The sequence below is a fragment of the Variovorax sp. RCC_210 genome, assembly GCF_041355175.1.
In the GTDB taxonomy this organism is placed as follows: domain Bacteria; phylum Pseudomonadota; class Gammaproteobacteria; order Burkholderiales; family Burkholderiaceae_C; genus Variovorax.
In genome coordinates this window covers 72,833-89,509 of record NZ_JBFUPJ010000012.1, presented here as the reverse complement: position 1 = coordinate 89,509, position 16,677 = coordinate 72,833, and the positions used below count along the sequence as shown (strand labels likewise).

The following is a 16,677-nucleotide window of genomic DNA, read 5'->3' as shown; positions in this document are numbered from 1 at the left end:
GGCGTGGCGCACCGGTCATGCGGCAGCCCACACGCGGCACGCCGCCGCCAGCAGCGGCATCGCCACCACAGCCAGTCCCAGCCATGCGCTGCGCGCGCTGCGCGCGGCGAACACCCACACGACCGCGCCCGCGTACACGCCGAAGCTGGCCTGCATACCCAGAAGTACGGCCTCGACCGTGCCGATAGGCAAGGCCAGCACGGCCACGCTGGTCAACGCGGCCAGCGCGTAGCCGCCGAACAGTGCGGCCACCATGCGCGACAACAGCGCACTCCTGCCTCGGCGCGCCACCGCCATCAGAAGCGGTACAGCGCGCTCACGTTCGCGGTGCGCTCGGCGCTGCGGTAGCAGATGCTGCCGTTGCAATCCATCAGCGACTGCTTGTTCAGCAGGTTGTTGATGTTCAGCGAGAAGCGCCACGGGCCGCGGTCGAAGCCGAGCGCCAGGTCGACCAGCGTGATGCTGGGGTTGGTGATGCCGGCGTATTCCGTGTCCCATGCGGAGCGCGACTTGCCGAGGTAGCGCACGCCCAGCGCCGTGAAGGCGCGGGTGGCATCGCCCACCGGGAACGCGTATTTGCCCCACACCGACGCGCTGTGCTTGGGCGCGCTCATCAGCGGCAGGCCGAGGTCGCCGTCGTTGCTGCGCGTGATACGCGTGTCCAGGTAGGTGTACTGGGCGATCAGGCTGAGGTTTTTGGTCAGCTCGGCACGCGCTTCGAGCTCGAGCCCGCGCGACCTGACCTCGCCGGTCTGGATCACCTCGCCTGGCGCCTGTGGCGCGGCGGTGGTCACGTTGCTGCGCACGATGTCGAACACCGAGGCGGTGTAGCTCAGGTTCTGCTCCTTGGGCTGGTAGCGCACGCCAGCCTCCACCTGGCGCCCCTTCGAGGGCTTGAGCGGGTCGCCGTTCACGCTGTTGCCGATCTCGGGCGAGAACGAGGTCGCGTAGTTCACGTACGGCGCCCAGCCCGAATCGAACAGGTAGACCGCGCCCACGCGGCCGGTGGTGGCGCTGGCGGAGGTGTCGTAGTCGAGCGTGCTTTCACCGGCCTTCGGGAAAATGCGGGTGCCCGAGGCGTCGGCCTTGTCGTGCCGCACGCCGGCGGTGACCACCCAGCGGTCCCACTTCACCTGGTCTTGCAGGTAGAGGCCGACCTGCTTGCTCGGCATGCGGTTCACGTACGGGTCGGCGGCGGGCGCGAGCGGCTGGTGGGTGTACACCGGCGCGAACAGGTTCATGGGCGCGAGCAGCGGGCGGTCGTACGGAAACTCGTCGGTGATGCGCGACTTGGCATAGTCCACGCCCGCCAGCAGCGTGTGCGACAGCGGCCCGGTGTCGACGCGGGCCTGCACGCGCGTGTCCACGAGCAGGCCCTTCCAGTGCGTTTCGCGCGGGGAGAAGCTGCGGTTGAGCGTGTAGCCGTCGGCACGCAGGCCGCGCGGGAACACGTTGGTCTCGGAGCGGTCGAGTTCGCTGTAGCGCATGCTCTGCTGCACCGACCAGGTGTCGTCGAAGCGGTGCTCGAACTCGTAGCCCAGCATCTTGTTGTCGCGGCGCCAGCGGTTGTCGTAGCCGCCGATGTTCACGCTCGGGTTCGGCTGGCCGAACACGCCGGGCTGCTGCAGCTGGTTCTGCCAGGCGTAGGCCTGGTTGTCCTTCTGGTAGCGCCCGAGCAGCGTCAGCTTGGTGTCGGCGCTGGGCTGCCAGGTGAGCGCGGGCGCGATGAAGAGGCGGTCGTCGCGATCGTTGTCCAGCCGGGTGCCCGAGTCGCGGCCCAGCACGGTGAGTCGGTAGGTCCATTCGTTCTGGCTGTCGAGCGCGCCGCCGATGTCGGCCTTCAGCTGCTTGCGGCCGTAGGTGCCGTACTCGATGCCGACCTCGCGCAGCGTGTCGGCCGTCGGCCGCTTGCTCACGGCGTTGACCATGCCGCCGGGCGGCATCTTTCCGTAGAGCACCGAGGCGGGGCCGCGCAGCACTTCGAGCCGCTCCAGGCCATAGGGCTCGATGGGTGCCGCGTAGGAGCGCCCGGAGGTGAGCAGCCCGTCCATGAAGACGCCCGCGGTGCCCAGCTCGAAGCCGCGCAGCAGCGAGAACTCGTCGACCGCCCAGGGCTTCAGGTTGGGCGTGACGCCGGCGGTGTAGCGCAGTGCTTCGTCGAGCGTCTCGGCCTTGCGGTCGCCGATTTCGTCGGCAGTGATCACCGAGACCGACTGCGGGTTCTCGATCAGGGCGGTGTCGGTCTTGGTGGCCGTGGCGCTGCGTCGGGCGACATAGCCGTTGACGCGGCTGGTGGGCGTCTCGCGCTCGGTGGCGGCGGTGACGGTCACAGGCGACAGCGTGGCGGCGTCGTTGGTGCCACCCGTGCTGCCTATGCCGTTGCGCACCGGTGCGCCGGCCTTGCGCAGCGCATACGCGCCGCCGCCCTGGCCGACCGCCTCGTAGCCGCTGCCGCGCAGCACCTGCTCGAAGCCTTCCTGCGGCGTGTAGCGCCCGCGCAGTCCGTCGCTGCGCAGGCCGGCGAGCATGCCGGGCTCGAAGACCAACTGCACGCCCGTGGCGGCGGCGTACTGGGCCAGCACGTCGGCAAGCGTGCCGCCGGCAATGGCGTACTGGCGTGGGGCCTGGGCCGTGGGCTCGGCGGCAAAGGCGGGCGCGGCTACCAGCGCGCAGGCTGGCGCTGCGATCAACGCCGCGCGAATGGCCGTGGTGGTGAGCGCGAGCGCGAACCCGTCGATGCGCCGGTGCCGGCGTGCCTGCTGCGATGTCATGTGTCTGCGTCCTTGGAGGTCTGTGAGAGCGGTGGTGCGCATCGGCGTCGATGCGTCATTCCCCCTGTCACCGGACGAGACGGAAAAAGTGATCACCTTCTTGCGGATTTTTTTCTCGGACTGCCATGGGGCGCTCCATGCGCCGTCCTCGAGCGCCGAGCCGCGTCCACCGCGTCTACCGCGCCACCGCATCTACCGCGGTGCCACCGTCACCCAGTAGCGGCTCGCCTGCTCGATGCGCAGCGGCAGCGAGCGCGCCAGCAGCGCCAGGCCGGCGTCGGTGTCGGCCAGCGACACGGCGCCCGACACGCGCAGCTCGGCCACCGCCGGGTCGCAGCGCAGCACGCCGCTGCGGTAGCGGCTCATTTCGGCCACCACGTCGGCCAGGCGCATGTTGCGCGCGAGCAGCATGCCCCGCTCCCAGAGCGCGGCGCTGTTGTCGACCGCGACCTCGGAGCGGATGCGCGCCGCCTCGAAGTCGGCCTGCTGGCCGGCCCGCAGGAGGTGAGAGGCGCCGTCCAGCGCGCTGATCTCGACGGCGTGCTCGAACACCGCGACGCGCGTGGTCTGGTCGTCGAGGCGGCGCACGCTGAAACGCGTGCCCAGCGCCCGCACGGTGCCCTGCGGCGTCTGCACAAGGAACGGCCTGTAGGTGGGGGAGGGGTCGGCGTGCGTGGTGACGAGGATCTCGCCGGCCTGCAGCCGGATGTGCCTTTGCGCGGCGGTGAACGCGATGTCCACCGCGCTCGCGGTGTTCAGCACCAGACGCGAGCCGTCGGCCAGCGTCATCGACCTGCGCTCGCCGGTCGCGGTGGCCACGTCGGCGCTCCACTCGCGCCAGGGCATGTGGCGCCATGCGAGCCAGCCGGCCGGCGCGGCGATCAGCAGCGCGCCCAGCATGCCCATGCTTCGGCGGCGAGTGGGGCGTTGCAGGACCTGGAAGGCGTCCTTGCCGATGCCCGCGGGCACCTGGGCGAACACGCCCAGCAGCGCCTCGGCGCGCGCCCAGGCCTCGGCATGCGCGGGGCTCTGCTGGCGCCAGCGGTTGACGTTGGCCTGCGCTTTCTGGGCGTCGTCGCCGTAGCGCAGAGTCAGCATCCAGTCGGCGGCTTCGCTCAGCAGCGCGGGGTCGAGCGCTGTGCGGGGAGCGCCGTGCGCCTGCAGCGGCTGCGGAGTGTTCATTTTGGGGGGCGGCCTGCCGCTCAGGCGACGGACATGCAGGCGACCAGCGCCTTGTGGATATGGCGGCGCACAGTGATCACCGGCATCGCCATGCGCTCGGAAATCTGCTGCAGCGTGAGCTCGTCGAACTGCGCCAGCAGGAACACCTGCCGCGTGCGCGCCGGAAGGCTGGCCAGCATGGCCTCGATGCGCAACAGCGATTCGATGATGAGCAGGCGCGCCTCCGGCGAAGGCGCCTCGGGCTCGCTCAGGTGAGCCACCGCCTCGAGGTAGGCGCGCTCCACCTCGCGCCGGCGCCAGTGGTCGGCCACCAGGCCCTTGGCGACGTGGGTGAGGAACGCGCGCGGCTCGTCGCCGAGGTTGGCGGTGCGCGAAGACACCATCAGCCGCACGAAGGTGTCGTGCGCCAGGTCGGCCGCGTCGCAGGCGTCGCCCAGGCGGCGGCGCAACCAGCCGAGCAACCAGCCGTGGTGGTCGCTGTACAGGGCTTCGATGGGCGAGGCGGGGGAGCTGGCCGCGGGCATGGAGAACGGTTCTGGGGGAGGAATGTGGCGCGACGAATGCGAACCGTTCGCAATTGTATTGGTTAATTAGTGTTGCCGTGTCGCCTCAAATGTTGATCAGCAAAGTCAATGTGCGGCCGCGCCCGCGCCGTCTCTCAGCTCGCAGTCACACAGCCGAAGGCGGCCCAACGCTCGTCCTGCCCGTCGCGTCCCGCTGGAAACGCACCTGCACTTCAGCCGCGCGCGCCCTCAGCTGCCCGCAGCCGCCATCGACGTCCTGTCCGGCCGAGTTGCGCAGCTTCGTGAGAATGCCGCGCTCGTGCAGCGTGCGCGCCATCTGCTCGCAGCGCTCCCACGACGGTCGGGTGAAGGCCACGCCGTCGACCGCGTTGAAGGGAATCATGTTCAGCACGCCGTACTTGCCGGACAGCAGCCGCACGATGCCCTCGACCTCGTCCGGCCCGTCGTTGACGCCTTCGAGCAGCGTCCACTGGTACTGGATGGGGTAGCCCGTGGCGCGCGCGTAGCGCTCGCCCGCGGCCACCACCTCCTCGGGCGACATGCTGGGTGCGCGCGGCAGCAGCGTCTTGCGCAGCGCGGCCTTGGTGGTGTGCAGCGACAGGGCCAGCGCGGGCCGCACGCGCTCCTGCAGCAGCCGCTCGAACACGCGCGGGTCGCCCACGGTGGAGAACACCAGGTTCTTGTGGCCCACGTTGCCCACCGTGCCCAGCAGGTCGATCGCCTCGACCACGTTGTCCAGGTTGTGGGCCGGCTCGCCCATGCCCATGAACACCACCTTGCGCACCGGCCGGCGCGTGCGCGCGAGCGCGACCTGCGCAATGATCTCGGCGCTGCCCACCTGCCGCAGCAGGCCATCGCGCCCTGTCATGCAGAACTGGCAACCGACGGCGCAACCCACCTGCGATGACACGCACAGGCCGTCGCGCGGCAGCAGCACGCTTTCCACGGTCTGGCCGTCGGCCAGGGCGACCAGCAGCCGCTCGGAGCCGTCGGCGCCAGGGTGCACGGCGTGGATGCGCGCCAGCCCCGCCAGCTCGGCCTCGATGGCCGGCAGCGCCTCCATCAGCGACGATGGAAAGAAGGTGCCCGGCAGGCGGCGGCCGCTGTCGCGCGGCAGCGCGTGTGACCACAGCCGAAGAATGCGCTGCTCGTGGCTGGGGCCGGCGCCAGCGTCGCGCAGGCGTTGTTTCAGTTCGTGGATTCGCATGCGCTGCCGAAGGGCGTCAAGGCCTGGAGGCTGGGGGATCGGGGGGAGGGGAGTGGGCGATTGTGCACGCCGACGTCGGCGTGAGGGTGCATTTACATGCGATTCGTTCTCATCTGGCTCCTATAATGCCGCGCTCTCCACGACATCGCGCCACCAACAACAGGCCGCCGCCACACCCCGCCAGAAGGCCGGGATCCGTGTGCCGGCACACCCAGAAACCGCGCATGCGCCGAGGACCGACGGCATAGCGCCGCATGAACCGCCAGGGACCACGGTCTCTGGCCCGATCCGGGAGAACGAAATCTATGATGCCGCGCATGCCGCTTTCCAGCCCGCGCCCCTTCGCGGCGCGCACCCCATGACCGCCTCTCACGTTGCACTTCGCATTGCCGCCGGCATGCTCGGCGGCTACGCCTTCACCTGGGGTTTCATCGCCCTGGCCATCGGCCTGCTGTTCGCCGCGCGCATGGAGTTCCACGACGCCGAAGCCCTGGGCTACATCGTGGGCTTCATCGTTTTCCTGGTCGCGTTCCTGTGGGCCTTCGCGGCGCGCAGCCTGTTGCGCGTGTGGCTCGTGCTGGCGGGCGGAGGCGCGCTCATGGCGGCCGCCGCGTGGCTGGTGCAGCGCGCGCTGCTCTGAACAGCCGCACCGCAAGAACTGCTGACCGAGCGCCCAAGGAGATCATTTCCCGTGTTCCAGAACTTCCGCCTCTCGATGGCCTGGCTTCATACGTGGTTCGGCCTGGTGCTGGGCTTCGTGCTGATGGTCGTCTTCTTCTTCGGCTCGCTCTCGGTGTTCGACCGCGAGATCGACCGCTGGGCGATTCCCGAGTCGCGCTTTGCGCCGCAGCCCATGCCGTCCTTCGACAAGATGCTGCTGCCCGTCTTCCAGGACATGAAGCCCACGCCGCAGAGCATCGAGCAGGCCCGCGGGCGCGTGAACGGCCCCATGGCCGAGCGCTTTCCGGTGGTGAAGAACTGGGCCGCGTACACCACGCACCGCGACCCCGTGCTCAGCCTGTTCTCCAGCTACGAGCTGCCCAACGCGAAAGACCCGGAAGACGGCGTGTTCGGCGCGCGCACCATCGACCCGCGCAGCGGCAAGTCGCTGCCCGACGACCACCTGAAGATCGGCAGCCAGTTCTTCTACCCGCTGCACTACAGCCTGCAGCTGGAGTGGATGAACCTGGGCTACTTCATCGTCGGCTTCGCCGCGCTCGTGATGCTGGTGGCGCTGGTCAGCGGCGTGGTGATGCACCGCAAGATCTTTCGCGAGCTCTTCACCTTCCGCCCGAAGAAGCACACGCAGCGCAGCACGCTCGACCTGCACAACCTCACGGGCGTGGTGGCGCTGCCCTTTCATTTCATCTTCGCGTTCTCGGGGCTGGTGATTTTCGGGAGCATCTACTTTCCGATCACCGAGACGCAGCTGCACCCGCTGCACGAGATGCATGAGAAGCACGAGGCGCTGGAAACCGGCCTGCCGCACGACCGCGCCGGCACGCCAGCGCCGCTCGCGTCGGTGGACGCCATGGTCGCCGAGGCCAAGCGCCGCTGGGCCGCGAAGGACATGGCGGGCGACGTGGGCTTGCTGAACATTCAGCACGTGGGTGATGCCAACAGCTACGTGAGCGTGTACCGCGCCGGCACCGACCGCATCGCGCTCACGGGCGAGGGCATTCACTTCAAGGCGTCGACCGGCGAGGTGCTGCGCGAAGACCCGCCGCTCACGCCCGTGGCCAGCGTCAACACCTTTCTGACCGGCCTGCACCTGCAGCACTTTCGCCACTGGCTGCTGCGGTGGCTGTACGTGCTGGGCGGTCTGTCGGGCTGCGCGTGCATTGCCACCGGCTTCATCTTCTTCGTGGAAAAGCGCAAGCGCCAGCACGCCAAGCAGGGGCGCAGCGGCGCGCGCTGGGTCGATGCGTTCGCGGTGTCCACCGTGACGGGCATGCTGGTCGCCGCGCTGGCCATGCTGATCGCCAACCGCCTGCTGCCGGGCGACCTGCCCGCGCGCGGCGACTGGGAGCGCTACATCTTCTGGGGCGCGTGGGTGCTGGCCTTTGCGCACGGCATCTGGAGAACGTCGGACGTGGCGCAGGCGCGCATCGCGCCCGCATGGGCCGAGCAGTGCGTGGCCGTCGCCGTCATGGCGGTGGCCGCGGTGCTGCTGAACTGGGTGACCACGGGCGACCACTTGCTGCGCACCGTGGGCGCGGGCTACTGGCCGGTGGCCGGCGTCGACCTGTTCATGCTCGCGAGCGCGGCGCTGGCGCTGATGGCCGCGCGCAAGCTGCGCCGCCGTGCAGGCGCGCCGGTGACTGCGGCCGTGTTTCGGCCAGCGCCGGCGCAAGCGGTGGCGGCCGCGGGGGAGGACGCCCGTGCCTGACGCGCTGCTGCTCCTGCTGGCCGTCGTGGCCAACATCGCCGGCCTGGGCTGGCTGGCCCTGGCCATGGACGTGCATTGGGAACAGGCGCGCGGGCCGGTACCGGCCACGCGCGGCACCGTGCGGCTGCTGCGTGTGCTGGGCGTGTCGGGCCTGGCGGCATCGCTGCTGCTGTGCCTGCGCGTCGATCACGCGTCGATGGCCGCGCTGGTGTGGTTCATGACGCTGGCCGGCGCCGCGTTGACCATCGCGTTCACCGCGACCTGGCGCGCACGCTGGCTCGGCCTGCTGGTGGCCTGGGTCCGGCCGGCCGGCTGATTGCTTGAAACGAAGGGGTTGAACATGCACATCGAACAAGGCGGCCAAGGCCCCGACCTGCTCCTGTTGCTGCACGGCATGGGCGCGACAGGCGCCGTGTGGTCGCCCCTGCTGGCTGAGGCCGACGTGCGCTGGCCCGGCCGCTGGCTCGCGCTCGACCTGCCGGGGCATGGCCGGTCTGCGCCGCAAGACAGCTACGCCGTCGGCCAGCTCGCCGCGAGCGTCGCGCGCGCGGTGCTGCCGCATGCCGACGCCTCGGGCCGGCTCGTGGTGCTCGGCCATTCGCTGGGCGGGGTGATCGCGCTGGCACTGGCCACGGGCTGGTTCGGCGTGGCGCCGCACCAGGTCTTCGGCGCCGGCATCAAGGCCGCGTGGAGCGACGACGAACTGCGTCGCATGGACGCGTTGGCATCGCAGCCCGCGAAAAAGTTCGCCACCGAAGACGAAGCGTGGGACCGCTACCTGAAGGTCTCCGGCCTGGCGCCGCTCGTGAACATCGCGGGTGCGGCGTCGACGCTCGCGTTGCGCGGCGTCGCCCAGGAGGCCGATGGCTGGCGCCTCGCGATGGACCCGCGCGCCAACGCCGTCGGCAAGCCGCCGCTGTCCGAGCTGATGAGCGTGGCACGTTGCCCCGTTCACCTCGGCCGCGGCGCGCACGACGCGCTGGTCACCATGGAGCAGACCCGCGCGCTCGATGCCCACGCCACGGAGCTCGGGCCGCACGGCCACAACGTGATGGTCGAGGCGCCCGCGCGGGTGTGGGACTGGGTGAGTTCTTTCGACTGAATCGGCTGACGGGCTACAGCTGCCGTAGTCGCGCGACACCGGCTGTTCGGTATCGTTTCACGGAACTTCCGCACAGACTTCACTGCGACTTCACCTGCGTGGCAGACACTGCCTCTCGACAGCGGTTCGGCGCTGGTAGAGGCCAGGGAGAAAAAAACCGCTCAGGGAAACCGCCTCGATGCCGACCGCTGTCACTCTTCATTTCGCTTCTCGTTGCTGCACCGTGCAGGCCCGTTGACCGGGGCTCGCCAGACCTCATAGCACCAGATGGCATCGCCATGGCCCGGGCCTTGCAACGCATGCCGCTGCAAGGCTACGCGCGCCGGTGCGCGATCATCCGCTTTATGAACCCCTCACCGCACGGCCCCCGCTGGCGCTGGTTGCCCGTCGAAGGCAGCTGGCGCTACCACCTGCTCCTGGCGACCCTGGGCATGTTCGTGCTGGGGCCGCTCGCGGGCGTGACCGCGGCCTACATGAACCTGTCGCTGGGCTTCTTCGTCGGCGGGCAGGTGCTCGCGGGGCTGCTCGGTTCCGTGGTCACCGCGGGCTACGGCGCCAGCGGCCGGCACGGCGCCAACTACATCCAGACGGCGGCCGCCTCGGTGGCCAGCATGAGCGGCATGGGCGTGCTGCTGCAGGCCATGGCGTGGATGGGCCTGCCCCAGCCGCCCGCCTGGCAGATGGCGCTGTACCTGGCCTGCATCGGCATGTTCGGCGTGGGCGTGGGCATGCTCTACACGCCCGTGCTGGTGGACCGCATGCGGCTGGCGTTTCCGTCGGGGCTGGCGGTGGCCAACATCCTTCGGGCGCTGACCGACCCCGCGCTGCTGCGCCGCTCGGTGCGCCAATTGGGCAGCGGCGTGGGCCTCGGGCTGGCGGCGGAGCTTGCCGCGGCGCGCTTGCCGGTGCTGGGCGCCATCGGCCTGTCCGCGTCGACCTTCGGCGCCGGGCTGGTCATCGGTGCGCGCATCGGCATTCCGGCGGTGACGGGCGGCCTGGCCGGCGTGGCGCTGCAGCCGTACTTCGTGTCCATCGGCTGGCTGCAGGCGGGCGACCCGCCGCGCAAGATCATGTTCCTCATCGCCCTGGGCACGATCATGGGCGCCGCCGTGGTGGACATGGCGTGGATCTTCGCGCAGGCGCTGCGGCGCTGGCGAGACCGCGATCCGCAGGGCGCGGCCGATGCCGCGCAGCCGCCCGCCAACGCCCTTCGCCTGGTGCTCTGGGTCGTCTTCTGGGCGGGCGCCACCGTGGCGTGCGGCCACTGGCTGCTGGAGCAGCCCGTGTTCTTCCTGGTGGCCGCGGTGGCGCTGGTGTTCGTCTTCGCGCTGGTCAACGGCATCTCGGTGGGCGTGAGCGACGCCAACCCGATCTCCTCGGCCTTCGTCGTCACCATCGTCATCCTGGCTTTCATGGGGCTGCGCGATGCCGGCGTGGGCCTGCTGGCCGGCGCGGTGCTGCTGGTGGCCACCGGCGTGGCCTGCGACATGCAGCAAGACCGCTCCACCGGCTGGCGGCTGGGCACGTCGCGCGCGGTGCAGTTCCGCTACCAGGTGCTGGGCGTCGTCATGGGCGCCGTGCTGGCGGTGGTGTTCGCGCGGCTGTTCATGGCGGCCTACCCCGTGCTGCTGCAAGACCAGACGGTGATGCGCGCCGACCAGCAGCCCGCCGAATGGAGTTCGGCCATGACCTACAAGTTCGTCGGCGTGCTGCGCAGCCTCACGCACGACCTGCCGTTCCAGCGCACAGCCATCGGCGTGGGCGTGGCCGTGGGCCTGGCCATCGAGCTGCTGCGCAAGTGGCTGCGCCCGCGCAGCTTCGTGCTCGACGCCATCGTGCTGCCGTCGCCCTATGCGCTGTCGTTCGGCGGCTTCGTCAGCCTGCCGACCTCGCTGTGGCTGGGCGCGGGCGGCGTGGCGGGCAGCGTGTGGTCGGCGCGCGCGCCTGCCCGCAATGACGCGCCGCAAGACATGAACAGCGCCTCGCTGTTCGGCGGCGGGCTGATCGCGGGGGACGCGCTGGCGGCGGTGGGGCTCGGCGTTGCCAGCCTGCTGGCGATGGTGACCTGAGCGCCGGCCTTTTTCGTTTCAGCGCAGGCCCGCGCCCTCGTCCTTCGCGAGCTTGGTGAACGACAGCAGCGACAGCAAGGTCATCGCGCCCACCACGCCGAAGGCCGGCGAAAAATCCGCTGCTGTCAGCTGGCCCGCGCCACTGCCGTTCCACCACGCCGCCAGCGTGACCAGCGAGGCCCCCAGCGTCACGCCCAGGCTCAGCGACAGCTGCTGCGCCATGCTGTTCAGCGTGGCCGCATGGCTCATGCGGGGCTTGGAAATCTGCGAGAAGCCCAGTGTTTGCAGCGACACCATCGCCATCGAGTTCACCAGCCCGCCGAACAGCAGCGTGACGAAGATCTGCAGGTGCGGCGTGCTCGGCTTGAAGTAGCCGTAGCTCAGGTAGCACAGGCTCGTGAGGCAGGTGGCGCCCACCAGCAGCGAGCGGAAGCCGACCGTGCGGATCGCCTTGGCCATCACCGTGCGCGTGGCCAGCGAGCCCAGCGCCGTGGCCATCGTGAGCGTGCCCGAGGCCAGCGGCGACAGCCCGAAGCCCAGCTGCAGCATCAGCGGCATCAGGAACGGCGAGGCACCGATCGCAATGCGCAGCGGCGTGCCGCCGATGATGGACGCGCGGTACGTCGAGTGCCGAAGAATGCCCAGGTCGATCAGCGGGTTGGCCTTGTGCCGGCTGCGCAGGTGATACACCAGCGACGCCAGCGCACCGAAGCCCGCCATCGCCCAGATGGCCGGCACCGGCAGCAGCGCCTTGCCCACCAGCTCCAGGCTCCCCAGCAGCGCGGTGAGCCCCACCGCCAGCAGCACGAAGCCTTCGACATCGAAGGGCGCGGGCGCGCGGTCTTCCGGCGTGTCGTTGATGAAGCGCAGCGCACCCGCAATCGCCAGCAGCCCGAAGGGAATGTTGATCAGAAAAATCCACCGCCACGACGCCAGCGTGACGATGGCCCCGCCGAACAGCGGCCCGGCCAGCCGGCCGAACGCGGGCGGCACCGTGAACCACACCATGGCCGACACCATCTGCGCCGCCGGCACGCTGCGCAGCAGGATGAGCCGGCCCACCGGCAGCATCATGGCGCCGCCCAGCCCCTGCAGCACGCGGAACGCCACCAGCTGCGGCAGCGTCTGCGCGGCGCCGCACAAGGTCGAGCCCAGCGAGAAGAACGCGACCGCCACGCAGAACACCCGCCTGGCGCCGAAGCGTTCGGCCAGCCAGCCGCTCACGGGCAGGAACACCGCCAGGCTCAGCAGGTACGAGGTGATCGCGAGGTTCAGGTGCAGCACGCTCACGTCGAGCGCGTTGGCGATGGTCGGCAAGGCGGTGGCCATCACCGAGGTGTCGAGGTTCTGCAGGAAGAGGGGAGAAGCGACGATGAGGGGAACGATGCGATGGCGGGACGGCATGGGCCGCATTGTCCGGGAGGCGAATTAGGCGAGCCTCGGCGGTGGTTGACGCACGCCGCGCGTCGCGTTTATAGTCGCCGCCGCAGCGCGCAATGCACTGTCGTAGGCGTTACCGTCATCCAACGCGTCCTTTGTCGAGTGGATCCCAGCAGGGAGTACTCGATCACTCAAGACGCGCCTGTGGCATGACATCACATTCATCTCCCGTTTCCGATTCCGTTTCCGTTCGTTCTTCCGCGACGGCCTTTGCGAAGAACCCTTCGACGGCCCCTTCGAAGACCTCCGCCTTCGCGGGCCTCGCGCCCGTGGTGCTCGCGGTGTTCCTTGGCTTTCTCGCCATCAGCGTTCCCTTGGCGGCCCTGGCCCTCGAAGTGCGCGACCACCTGGGCTTCGGCGCGCTCACCGTGGGCTGGGTCGTCGGTGCGCAGGCGCTGGCCACCTTGCTCACGCGCCACCAGTCGGGCACGCTGTGCGACCAGCGCGGGCCGCGCGCGGCCGTGCTGCTCGGCCTGCCGCTGACGGCCTGCTCGGGCATCGCCTATGCGCTGGCCAGCGCGCTGCCCATCGACCCTGTGGCCAAGCTCGCCGTGCTGCTCGTCGGGCGGCTGGTGGCGGGGCTCGGCGAGAGCCTGTTCCTCACCGGCCTCATGAGCTGGGGCATCGCGCGCGTGGGCCCCGCGCGCACCGGCAAGGTCATGTCGTGGACGGGCATTGCCATCTACGCCGCCCTCGGGCTGGGCGCATCGCTGGGGCTCGTCGTTCAGTCGGCGTACGGCTTTGCCGGCGTGGGCGCGCTCGCGGTGCTCACGCCGATGGTGGCCTGGGCCATCGCCCTCAAGCTGCCCGCGGTTGCAGCCTCGGGCGGGCAACGCGTGCCGTTCCACCGCGTGCTCGGCCTCATCTGGCGACCGGGCCTGGTGCTGGCGCTGGCGACCGTGCCCTATGCCGCGATGGCCGCTTTCCTGACGCTGAGCTACGCGGCACACGGCTGGCCGCACGCCGGCACCGCGCTGCTGGGCTTCGGTGCCGCCTACGTGTTCGTGCGGCTGGTCGGCTCGGGCCTGCCCGACCGCTTCGGTGCCACGAAGGTGGCGGTGGGTTCGCTGGTCTTCGAGGCCGTGGGGCAGCTGCTGATCTGGTGCGCTCCCGCGCCGGGCATGGCCGTGCTGGGCGCGACGCTGAGCGGCCTCGGCTTCTCTCTCGTGTTCCCGGCGATGGGCGTCATCGCCACTCGCGCCGTGCCGCCGGAGCAACGCGGCCGCGCGGTCGGCAACTTCATCGCCTTCGCCGACATCGCGATGGGCGTGACCGGGCCGGTGGTCGGCTTCGCGACGCAGTGGCTGGGCATTTCGACGGCGTTTCTCGTGGGCGCCGGCGCGACCTGCGCGGCCTTGTGCCTGCTGCCTTCGCTGCGGCTCGGCGGCAGCCGCGGCTAGCGCACCTGTGCACCCGCGTACCTCCGTGGTCAGGCCCCCGCGCCGAACAGCCGCTTCAGCCAGCCCTGCTTGGCATGGTTGTCGGTGCGACCCTGCTGCAGCTCCTTGCGCACCTGTTCCTTCACGAGCCGCTCCGCCGACGATTCGGTCGCTTGCAGGTGCGCCTTCACAGTGGCGACGTAGCCGCCGTCTTCATGGCGAATGTGGTTGAACAACCACCGCGAGAGCATGCCGTGCAGCTCGGCCAGCACGTCTTCGCCGCGCTCGAAGCGCGCGCGAAATTCCACGGCGCGGCGCACGAAGATCTCGTGCACCTTGCGGTGCGGCGTTGAAAACGGATAGCCCGCGTCCTCGAGCATCGCTTCCTCGAAGGCGAAGTGCGAGGCGGTGTAGTCGATGGTTTCCTCGATGATCCGGCCGACGGTTTTCTGGTCGTTCGCGAGCCGGGCATCGTCGAGCGCATTGATGTAGTGGACGATGCGTTGATGCTGAGCATCGATTTCATGGATGCCGGTGTTGAGTTCGGACTTCCATACGAGATGCGCCATTTGTCTGGACCGGGTTGCTGCGGAAGACGGCAGTATCGGCAGGCCCGGCCGCTCGCCGGTTGACCTGCATCAAGCGAACGCGACGCGGCCGCGTCGCTTCGCTTTGCTTCGAATTCACAGCGCGGGCCGTGTGTCGCCCAGCATCAAACGCAGGTTCTGCACCGCCGCGCCCGCGGCTCCCTTGCCCAGGTTGTCGAGCACCGCGCTCAGCACGATCTGCCCCGTGCGTTCGTTGAAAGCCACGCCCAGGCTCATGTCGTTGGTGCCGTTGTGAATTTGCGGGTCCAGCTCGGTCAGCGGCGTGGCGGGCGACATCGGCAGCACGCGCACGTGCGCCGCGTCGCGGTAGTGCTGCGCGAGGCATTCATGCATGCGCGGCGCGCCCGATGCGTCCGCGGCAAGCAGCCGCGCATGCAGCCCGATGGTCAGCACGATGCCTTGTCGGTAGCTGGCGTAGGCCGGCACGAACAGGGGCCGCTGCGTCAAGCCGGCGTAGGCCTCGATTTCCGCCACGTGCTTGTGCTCGAGCGCCAGGCCATAGACCGTCAGCGAATGCCCGCCCGCCGCCGCCTCGTGCGCTTCCGCACCGGCGCGGCCCTGGCCCGAATAGCCCGACACCGCATGGATGACCAGCGGGTAGTCCGCGGGCAGCAGGCCTGCATCCGTCAACGGCCGCAGCAGCGCGACCGCCGCGGTGGGATAGCAGCCCGGGTTCGTGACGCGCGATGCCGAGGCAATGCGTTCGCCTTGCCGCGCATCGAGCTCCGGCAGGCCGTAGACCCACCCCGGGCTGGTGCGGTGCGCCGAGCTGGCGTCGATGACACGCACCGCGGGGTTCTCGATCATGGCCACCGCGTCGCGCGCGGCGGCATCGGGCAGGCAGAGGATGGCGATGTCGCTCGCGTTGAGCGCGTCGCGCCGCGCGGCCGCGTCCTTGCGCAGGTGGGTGGGCAATGTGCGAATGCGAAAGTCGCTGCCCCGCAGCCGGTTCTGCAGGTCGAGGCCGGTGGTGCCCTGGTCGCCGTCGATGAAGATGTTGAGGTCCATGGAGCGCGATGGTAGGCACGCGGCCTCGATGGCTCCAGCTAAATATATGCAAGCCAGAATTAAGAAAAGTTAAATTAGCGCCATGCGTGAACTCAGCCTCGACCATCTGCGCACCCTTGTCGCCATTGCTGATCTCGGCTCGCTGGCCAATGCCGCGCGCGCCCTTCACCTGGCTGCACCGACCGTCACCGTGCAGATCGCGGAGCTCGAGTCGCGCCTGGGCGGCCAGCTGCTCGTTCGCGGACGCGGGCCCGCGCAGGCGACCGCCTTGGGCGAGCGCTTCATCGCGCGCGCCCGCAGGCTGCTGGCCGACGCGGACGATGCCGTGGACGACGTCCGCCGCCAGCTCGCCGGCCAGACCGGCCGCGTGCGGGTGGGCGCGTCGACAGGCGCCATCGCGCACCTGTTGCCGCCCGCGCTGGAGCGCCTGGCCCGCAACCATCCGGGCATCGACGTGAACGTGCAGGTGCTGACCTCCAACGACAGCATGGCGCGGCTCGCCGCGGGCAGCCTCGACCTGGCGGTCGTGGCGCTGCCGCAGGCGCCGGTGCGCGGCGTGCACGTCACGCCTTTGCGGCGCGAGGCCGTCGTCGCCTTCCTGCCGGTGGACTGGAAGGCGCCCCGGCGGCTCACGCCGCAGTGGCTGGCCGAACGCCCGTTGATCATGAACGACGCGTCTACCCGCCTGTACCGGCTGACCGCGGAATGGTTCTCCGCCGCCGGCGTGCATTGCCGGCCGCGCATCGAGCTCAACTACAACGACGCGATCCGCACGCTGGTCGCCGCGGGCTACGGCGCGGCGCTGCTGCCCGAGGAATCGCACGAGCCCGCGCGCGACCCGCGCATCGCCGTGCGACCGCTGAGCCCGGCGCTGTGGCGCCAGCTCGGCCTTGCGGTGAGTGACCGGGGCGCCAGCGGGCCGACGCGTTTCGTTCTCGACGCCTTGCTGCCTGTGAAGGCGTCTGCTTCCTCGTGAGTTGGCGCGGCACGGCGCCGGC

General features: G+C 70.1%; 15 protein-coding genes. 7 read left to right on the top strand and 8 right to left on the bottom strand.

What is annotated here, in order from left to right:
- Window positions 1-15: 15 nt before the first annotated feature.
- From AB6807_RS27720 to AB6807_RS27700, 5 genes are all read right to left on the bottom strand, one after another.
- A complete protein-coding gene (locus AB6807_RS27720) occupies window positions 16-297 on the bottom strand; it encodes a DUF3649 domain-containing protein (protein WP_371087063.1) in 282 nt (93 codons plus the stop codon).
- Window positions 297-2,771 carry a TonB-dependent siderophore receptor gene (locus AB6807_RS27715; protein ID WP_371087062.1) on the bottom strand — a complete coding sequence of 825 codons (2,475 nt, stop codon included), beginning with the start codon at window positions 2,769-2,771 and terminating at the stop codon, window positions 297-299. The genes AB6807_RS27720 and AB6807_RS27715 overlap by 1 nt, the downstream gene beginning before the upstream one ends.
- Window positions 2,772-2,963: 192 nt before the next feature.
- Entirely contained in the window at window positions 2,964-3,953 is a 990-nt protein-coding gene (locus AB6807_RS27710) for a FecR domain-containing protein (protein ID WP_371087061.1), read from the bottom strand.
- 20 nt (window positions 3,954-3,973) lie between these two features.
- Window positions 3,974-4,477: a sigma-70 family RNA polymerase sigma factor gene (locus AB6807_RS27705; RefSeq protein WP_371087060.1), complete on the bottom strand. Its 504-nt coding sequence runs from the start codon at window positions 4,475-4,477 to the stop codon at window positions 3,974-3,976.
- A gap of 145 nt (window positions 4,478-4,622) precedes the next feature.
- On the bottom strand, window positions 4,623-5,684 hold the full coding sequence (locus AB6807_RS27700) for an RNA methyltransferase (protein ID WP_371087059.1): 1,062 nt from the start codon (window positions 5,682-5,684) through the stop codon (window positions 4,623-4,625).
- A gap of 358 nt (window positions 5,685-6,042) precedes the next feature.
- Between AB6807_RS27700 and AB6807_RS27695 the strand changes: the two genes are divergently transcribed.
- The 5 genes from AB6807_RS27695 (at window position 6,043) to AB6807_RS27675 (ending at window position 11,244) form a co-directional block, all read left to right on the top strand.
- A complete protein-coding gene (locus AB6807_RS27695) occupies window positions 6,043-6,324 on the top strand; it encodes an iron uptake protein (RefSeq protein WP_371087058.1) in 282 nt (93 codons plus the stop codon).
- 51 nt (window positions 6,325-6,375) lie between these two features.
- Window positions 6,376-8,073, top strand: a complete 1,698-nt coding sequence (locus AB6807_RS27690; protein ID WP_371087057.1) for a PepSY-associated TM helix domain-containing protein — start codon at window positions 6,376-6,378, stop codon at window positions 8,071-8,073.
- Window positions 8,066-8,389, top strand: coding sequence for a DUF3325 domain-containing protein (locus tag AB6807_RS27685; RefSeq protein WP_371087056.1), 324 nt, complete (start codon window positions 8,066-8,068; stop codon window positions 8,387-8,389). The genes AB6807_RS27690 and AB6807_RS27685 overlap by 8 nt, the downstream gene beginning before the upstream one ends.
- Window positions 8,390-8,413: 24 nt before the next feature.
- Window positions 8,414-9,175 carry an alpha/beta fold hydrolase gene (locus tag AB6807_RS27680; RefSeq protein WP_371087055.1) on the top strand — a complete coding sequence of 254 codons (762 nt, stop codon included), beginning with the start codon at window positions 8,414-8,416 and terminating at the stop codon, window positions 9,173-9,175.
- Window positions 9,176-9,519: 344 nt separating this feature from the next.
- Window positions 9,520-11,244 (top strand): OPT/YSL family transporter, encoded by a 1,725-nt coding sequence (locus AB6807_RS27675; RefSeq protein ID WP_371087182.1) that lies wholly within the window; start codon window positions 9,520-9,522, stop codon window positions 11,242-11,244.
- Window positions 11,245-11,262: 18 nt separating this feature from the next.
- Here AB6807_RS27675 and AB6807_RS27670 read toward each other — a convergent pair whose 3' ends face one another.
- On the bottom strand, window positions 11,263-12,648 hold the full coding sequence (locus AB6807_RS27670) for an MFS transporter (RefSeq protein ID WP_116909941.1): 1,386 nt from the start codon (window positions 12,646-12,648) through the stop codon (window positions 11,263-11,265).
- A gap of 185 nt (window positions 12,649-12,833) precedes the next feature.
- Between AB6807_RS27670 and AB6807_RS27665 the strand changes: the two genes are divergently transcribed.
- Window positions 12,834-14,084, top strand: a complete 1,251-nt coding sequence (locus AB6807_RS27665; RefSeq protein WP_371087054.1) for an MFS transporter — start codon at window positions 12,834-12,836, stop codon at window positions 14,082-14,084.
- A gap of 29 nt (window positions 14,085-14,113) precedes the next feature.
- Here the strand turns inward: AB6807_RS27665 and AB6807_RS27660 are convergent, their stop codons facing one another.
- Both AB6807_RS27660 and argC read right to left on the bottom strand, forming a co-directional pair.
- Window positions 14,114-14,632, bottom strand: coding sequence for a bacteriohemerythrin (locus tag AB6807_RS27660; protein ID WP_371087053.1), 519 nt, complete (start codon window positions 14,630-14,632; stop codon window positions 14,114-14,116).
- 114 nt (window positions 14,633-14,746) lie between these two features.
- A complete protein-coding gene (gene argC / locus AB6807_RS27655) occupies window positions 14,747-15,679 on the bottom strand; it encodes an N-acetyl-gamma-glutamyl-phosphate reductase (RefSeq protein ID WP_371087052.1) in 933 nt (310 codons plus the stop codon).
- 82 nt (window positions 15,680-15,761) lie between these two features.
- On the opposite strand from argC, the gene AB6807_RS27650 reads away from it, so the two are divergent.
- Window positions 15,762-16,655 (top strand): LysR family transcriptional regulator, encoded by an 894-nt coding sequence (locus tag AB6807_RS27650; RefSeq protein ID WP_371087051.1) that lies wholly within the window; start codon window positions 15,762-15,764, stop codon window positions 16,653-16,655.
- Window positions 16,656-16,677 lie beyond the last annotated feature (22 nt).

Bases quoted from the DNA above. Each gene is read 5' to 3' on its own strand.
- AB6807_RS27720 (WP_371087063.1), bottom strand. From the start codon at position 297: ATGGCGGTGGCGCGCCGAGGCAGGAGTGCGCTGTTGTCGCGCATGGTG.
- AB6807_RS27715 (WP_371087062.1), bottom strand. From the start codon at position 2,771: ATGACATCGCAGCAGGCACGCCGGCACCGGCGCATCGACGGGTTCGCG.
- AB6807_RS27710 (WP_371087061.1), bottom strand. From the start codon at position 3,953: ATGAACACTCCGCAGCCGCTGCAGGCGCACGGCGCTCCCCGCACAGCG.
- AB6807_RS27705 (WP_371087060.1), bottom strand. From the start codon at position 4,477: ATGCCCGCGGCCAGCTCCCCCGCCTCGCCCATCGAAGCCCTGTACAGC.
- AB6807_RS27700 (WP_371087059.1), bottom strand. From the start codon at position 5,684: ATGCGAATCCACGAACTGAAACAACGCCTGCGCGACGCTGGCGCCGGC.
- AB6807_RS27695 (WP_371087058.1), top strand. From the start codon at position 6,043: ATGACCGCCTCTCACGTTGCACTTCGCATTGCCGCCGGCATGCTCGGC.
- AB6807_RS27680 (WP_371087055.1), top strand. From the start codon at position 8,414: ATGCACATCGAACAAGGCGGCCAAGGCCCCGACCTGCTCCTGTTGCTG.
- AB6807_RS27675 (WP_371087182.1), top strand. From the start codon at position 9,520: ATGAACCCCTCACCGCACGGCCCCCGCTGGCGCTGGTTGCCCGTCGAA.
- AB6807_RS27670 (WP_116909941.1), bottom strand. From the start codon at position 12,648: ATGCCGTCCCGCCATCGCATCGTTCCCCTCATCGTCGCTTCTCCCCTC.
- AB6807_RS27665 (WP_371087054.1), top strand. From the start codon at position 12,834: ATGACATCACATTCATCTCCCGTTTCCGATTCCGTTTCCGTTCGTTCT.
- AB6807_RS27660 (WP_371087053.1), bottom strand. From the start codon at position 14,632: ATGGCGCATCTCGTATGGAAGTCCGAACTCAACACCGGCATCCATGAA.
- argC (WP_371087052.1), bottom strand. From the start codon at position 15,679: ATGGACCTCAACATCTTCATCGACGGCGACCAGGGCACCACCGGCCTC.
- AB6807_RS27650 (WP_371087051.1), top strand. From the start codon at position 15,762: ATGCGTGAACTCAGCCTCGACCATCTGCGCACCCTTGTCGCCATTGCT.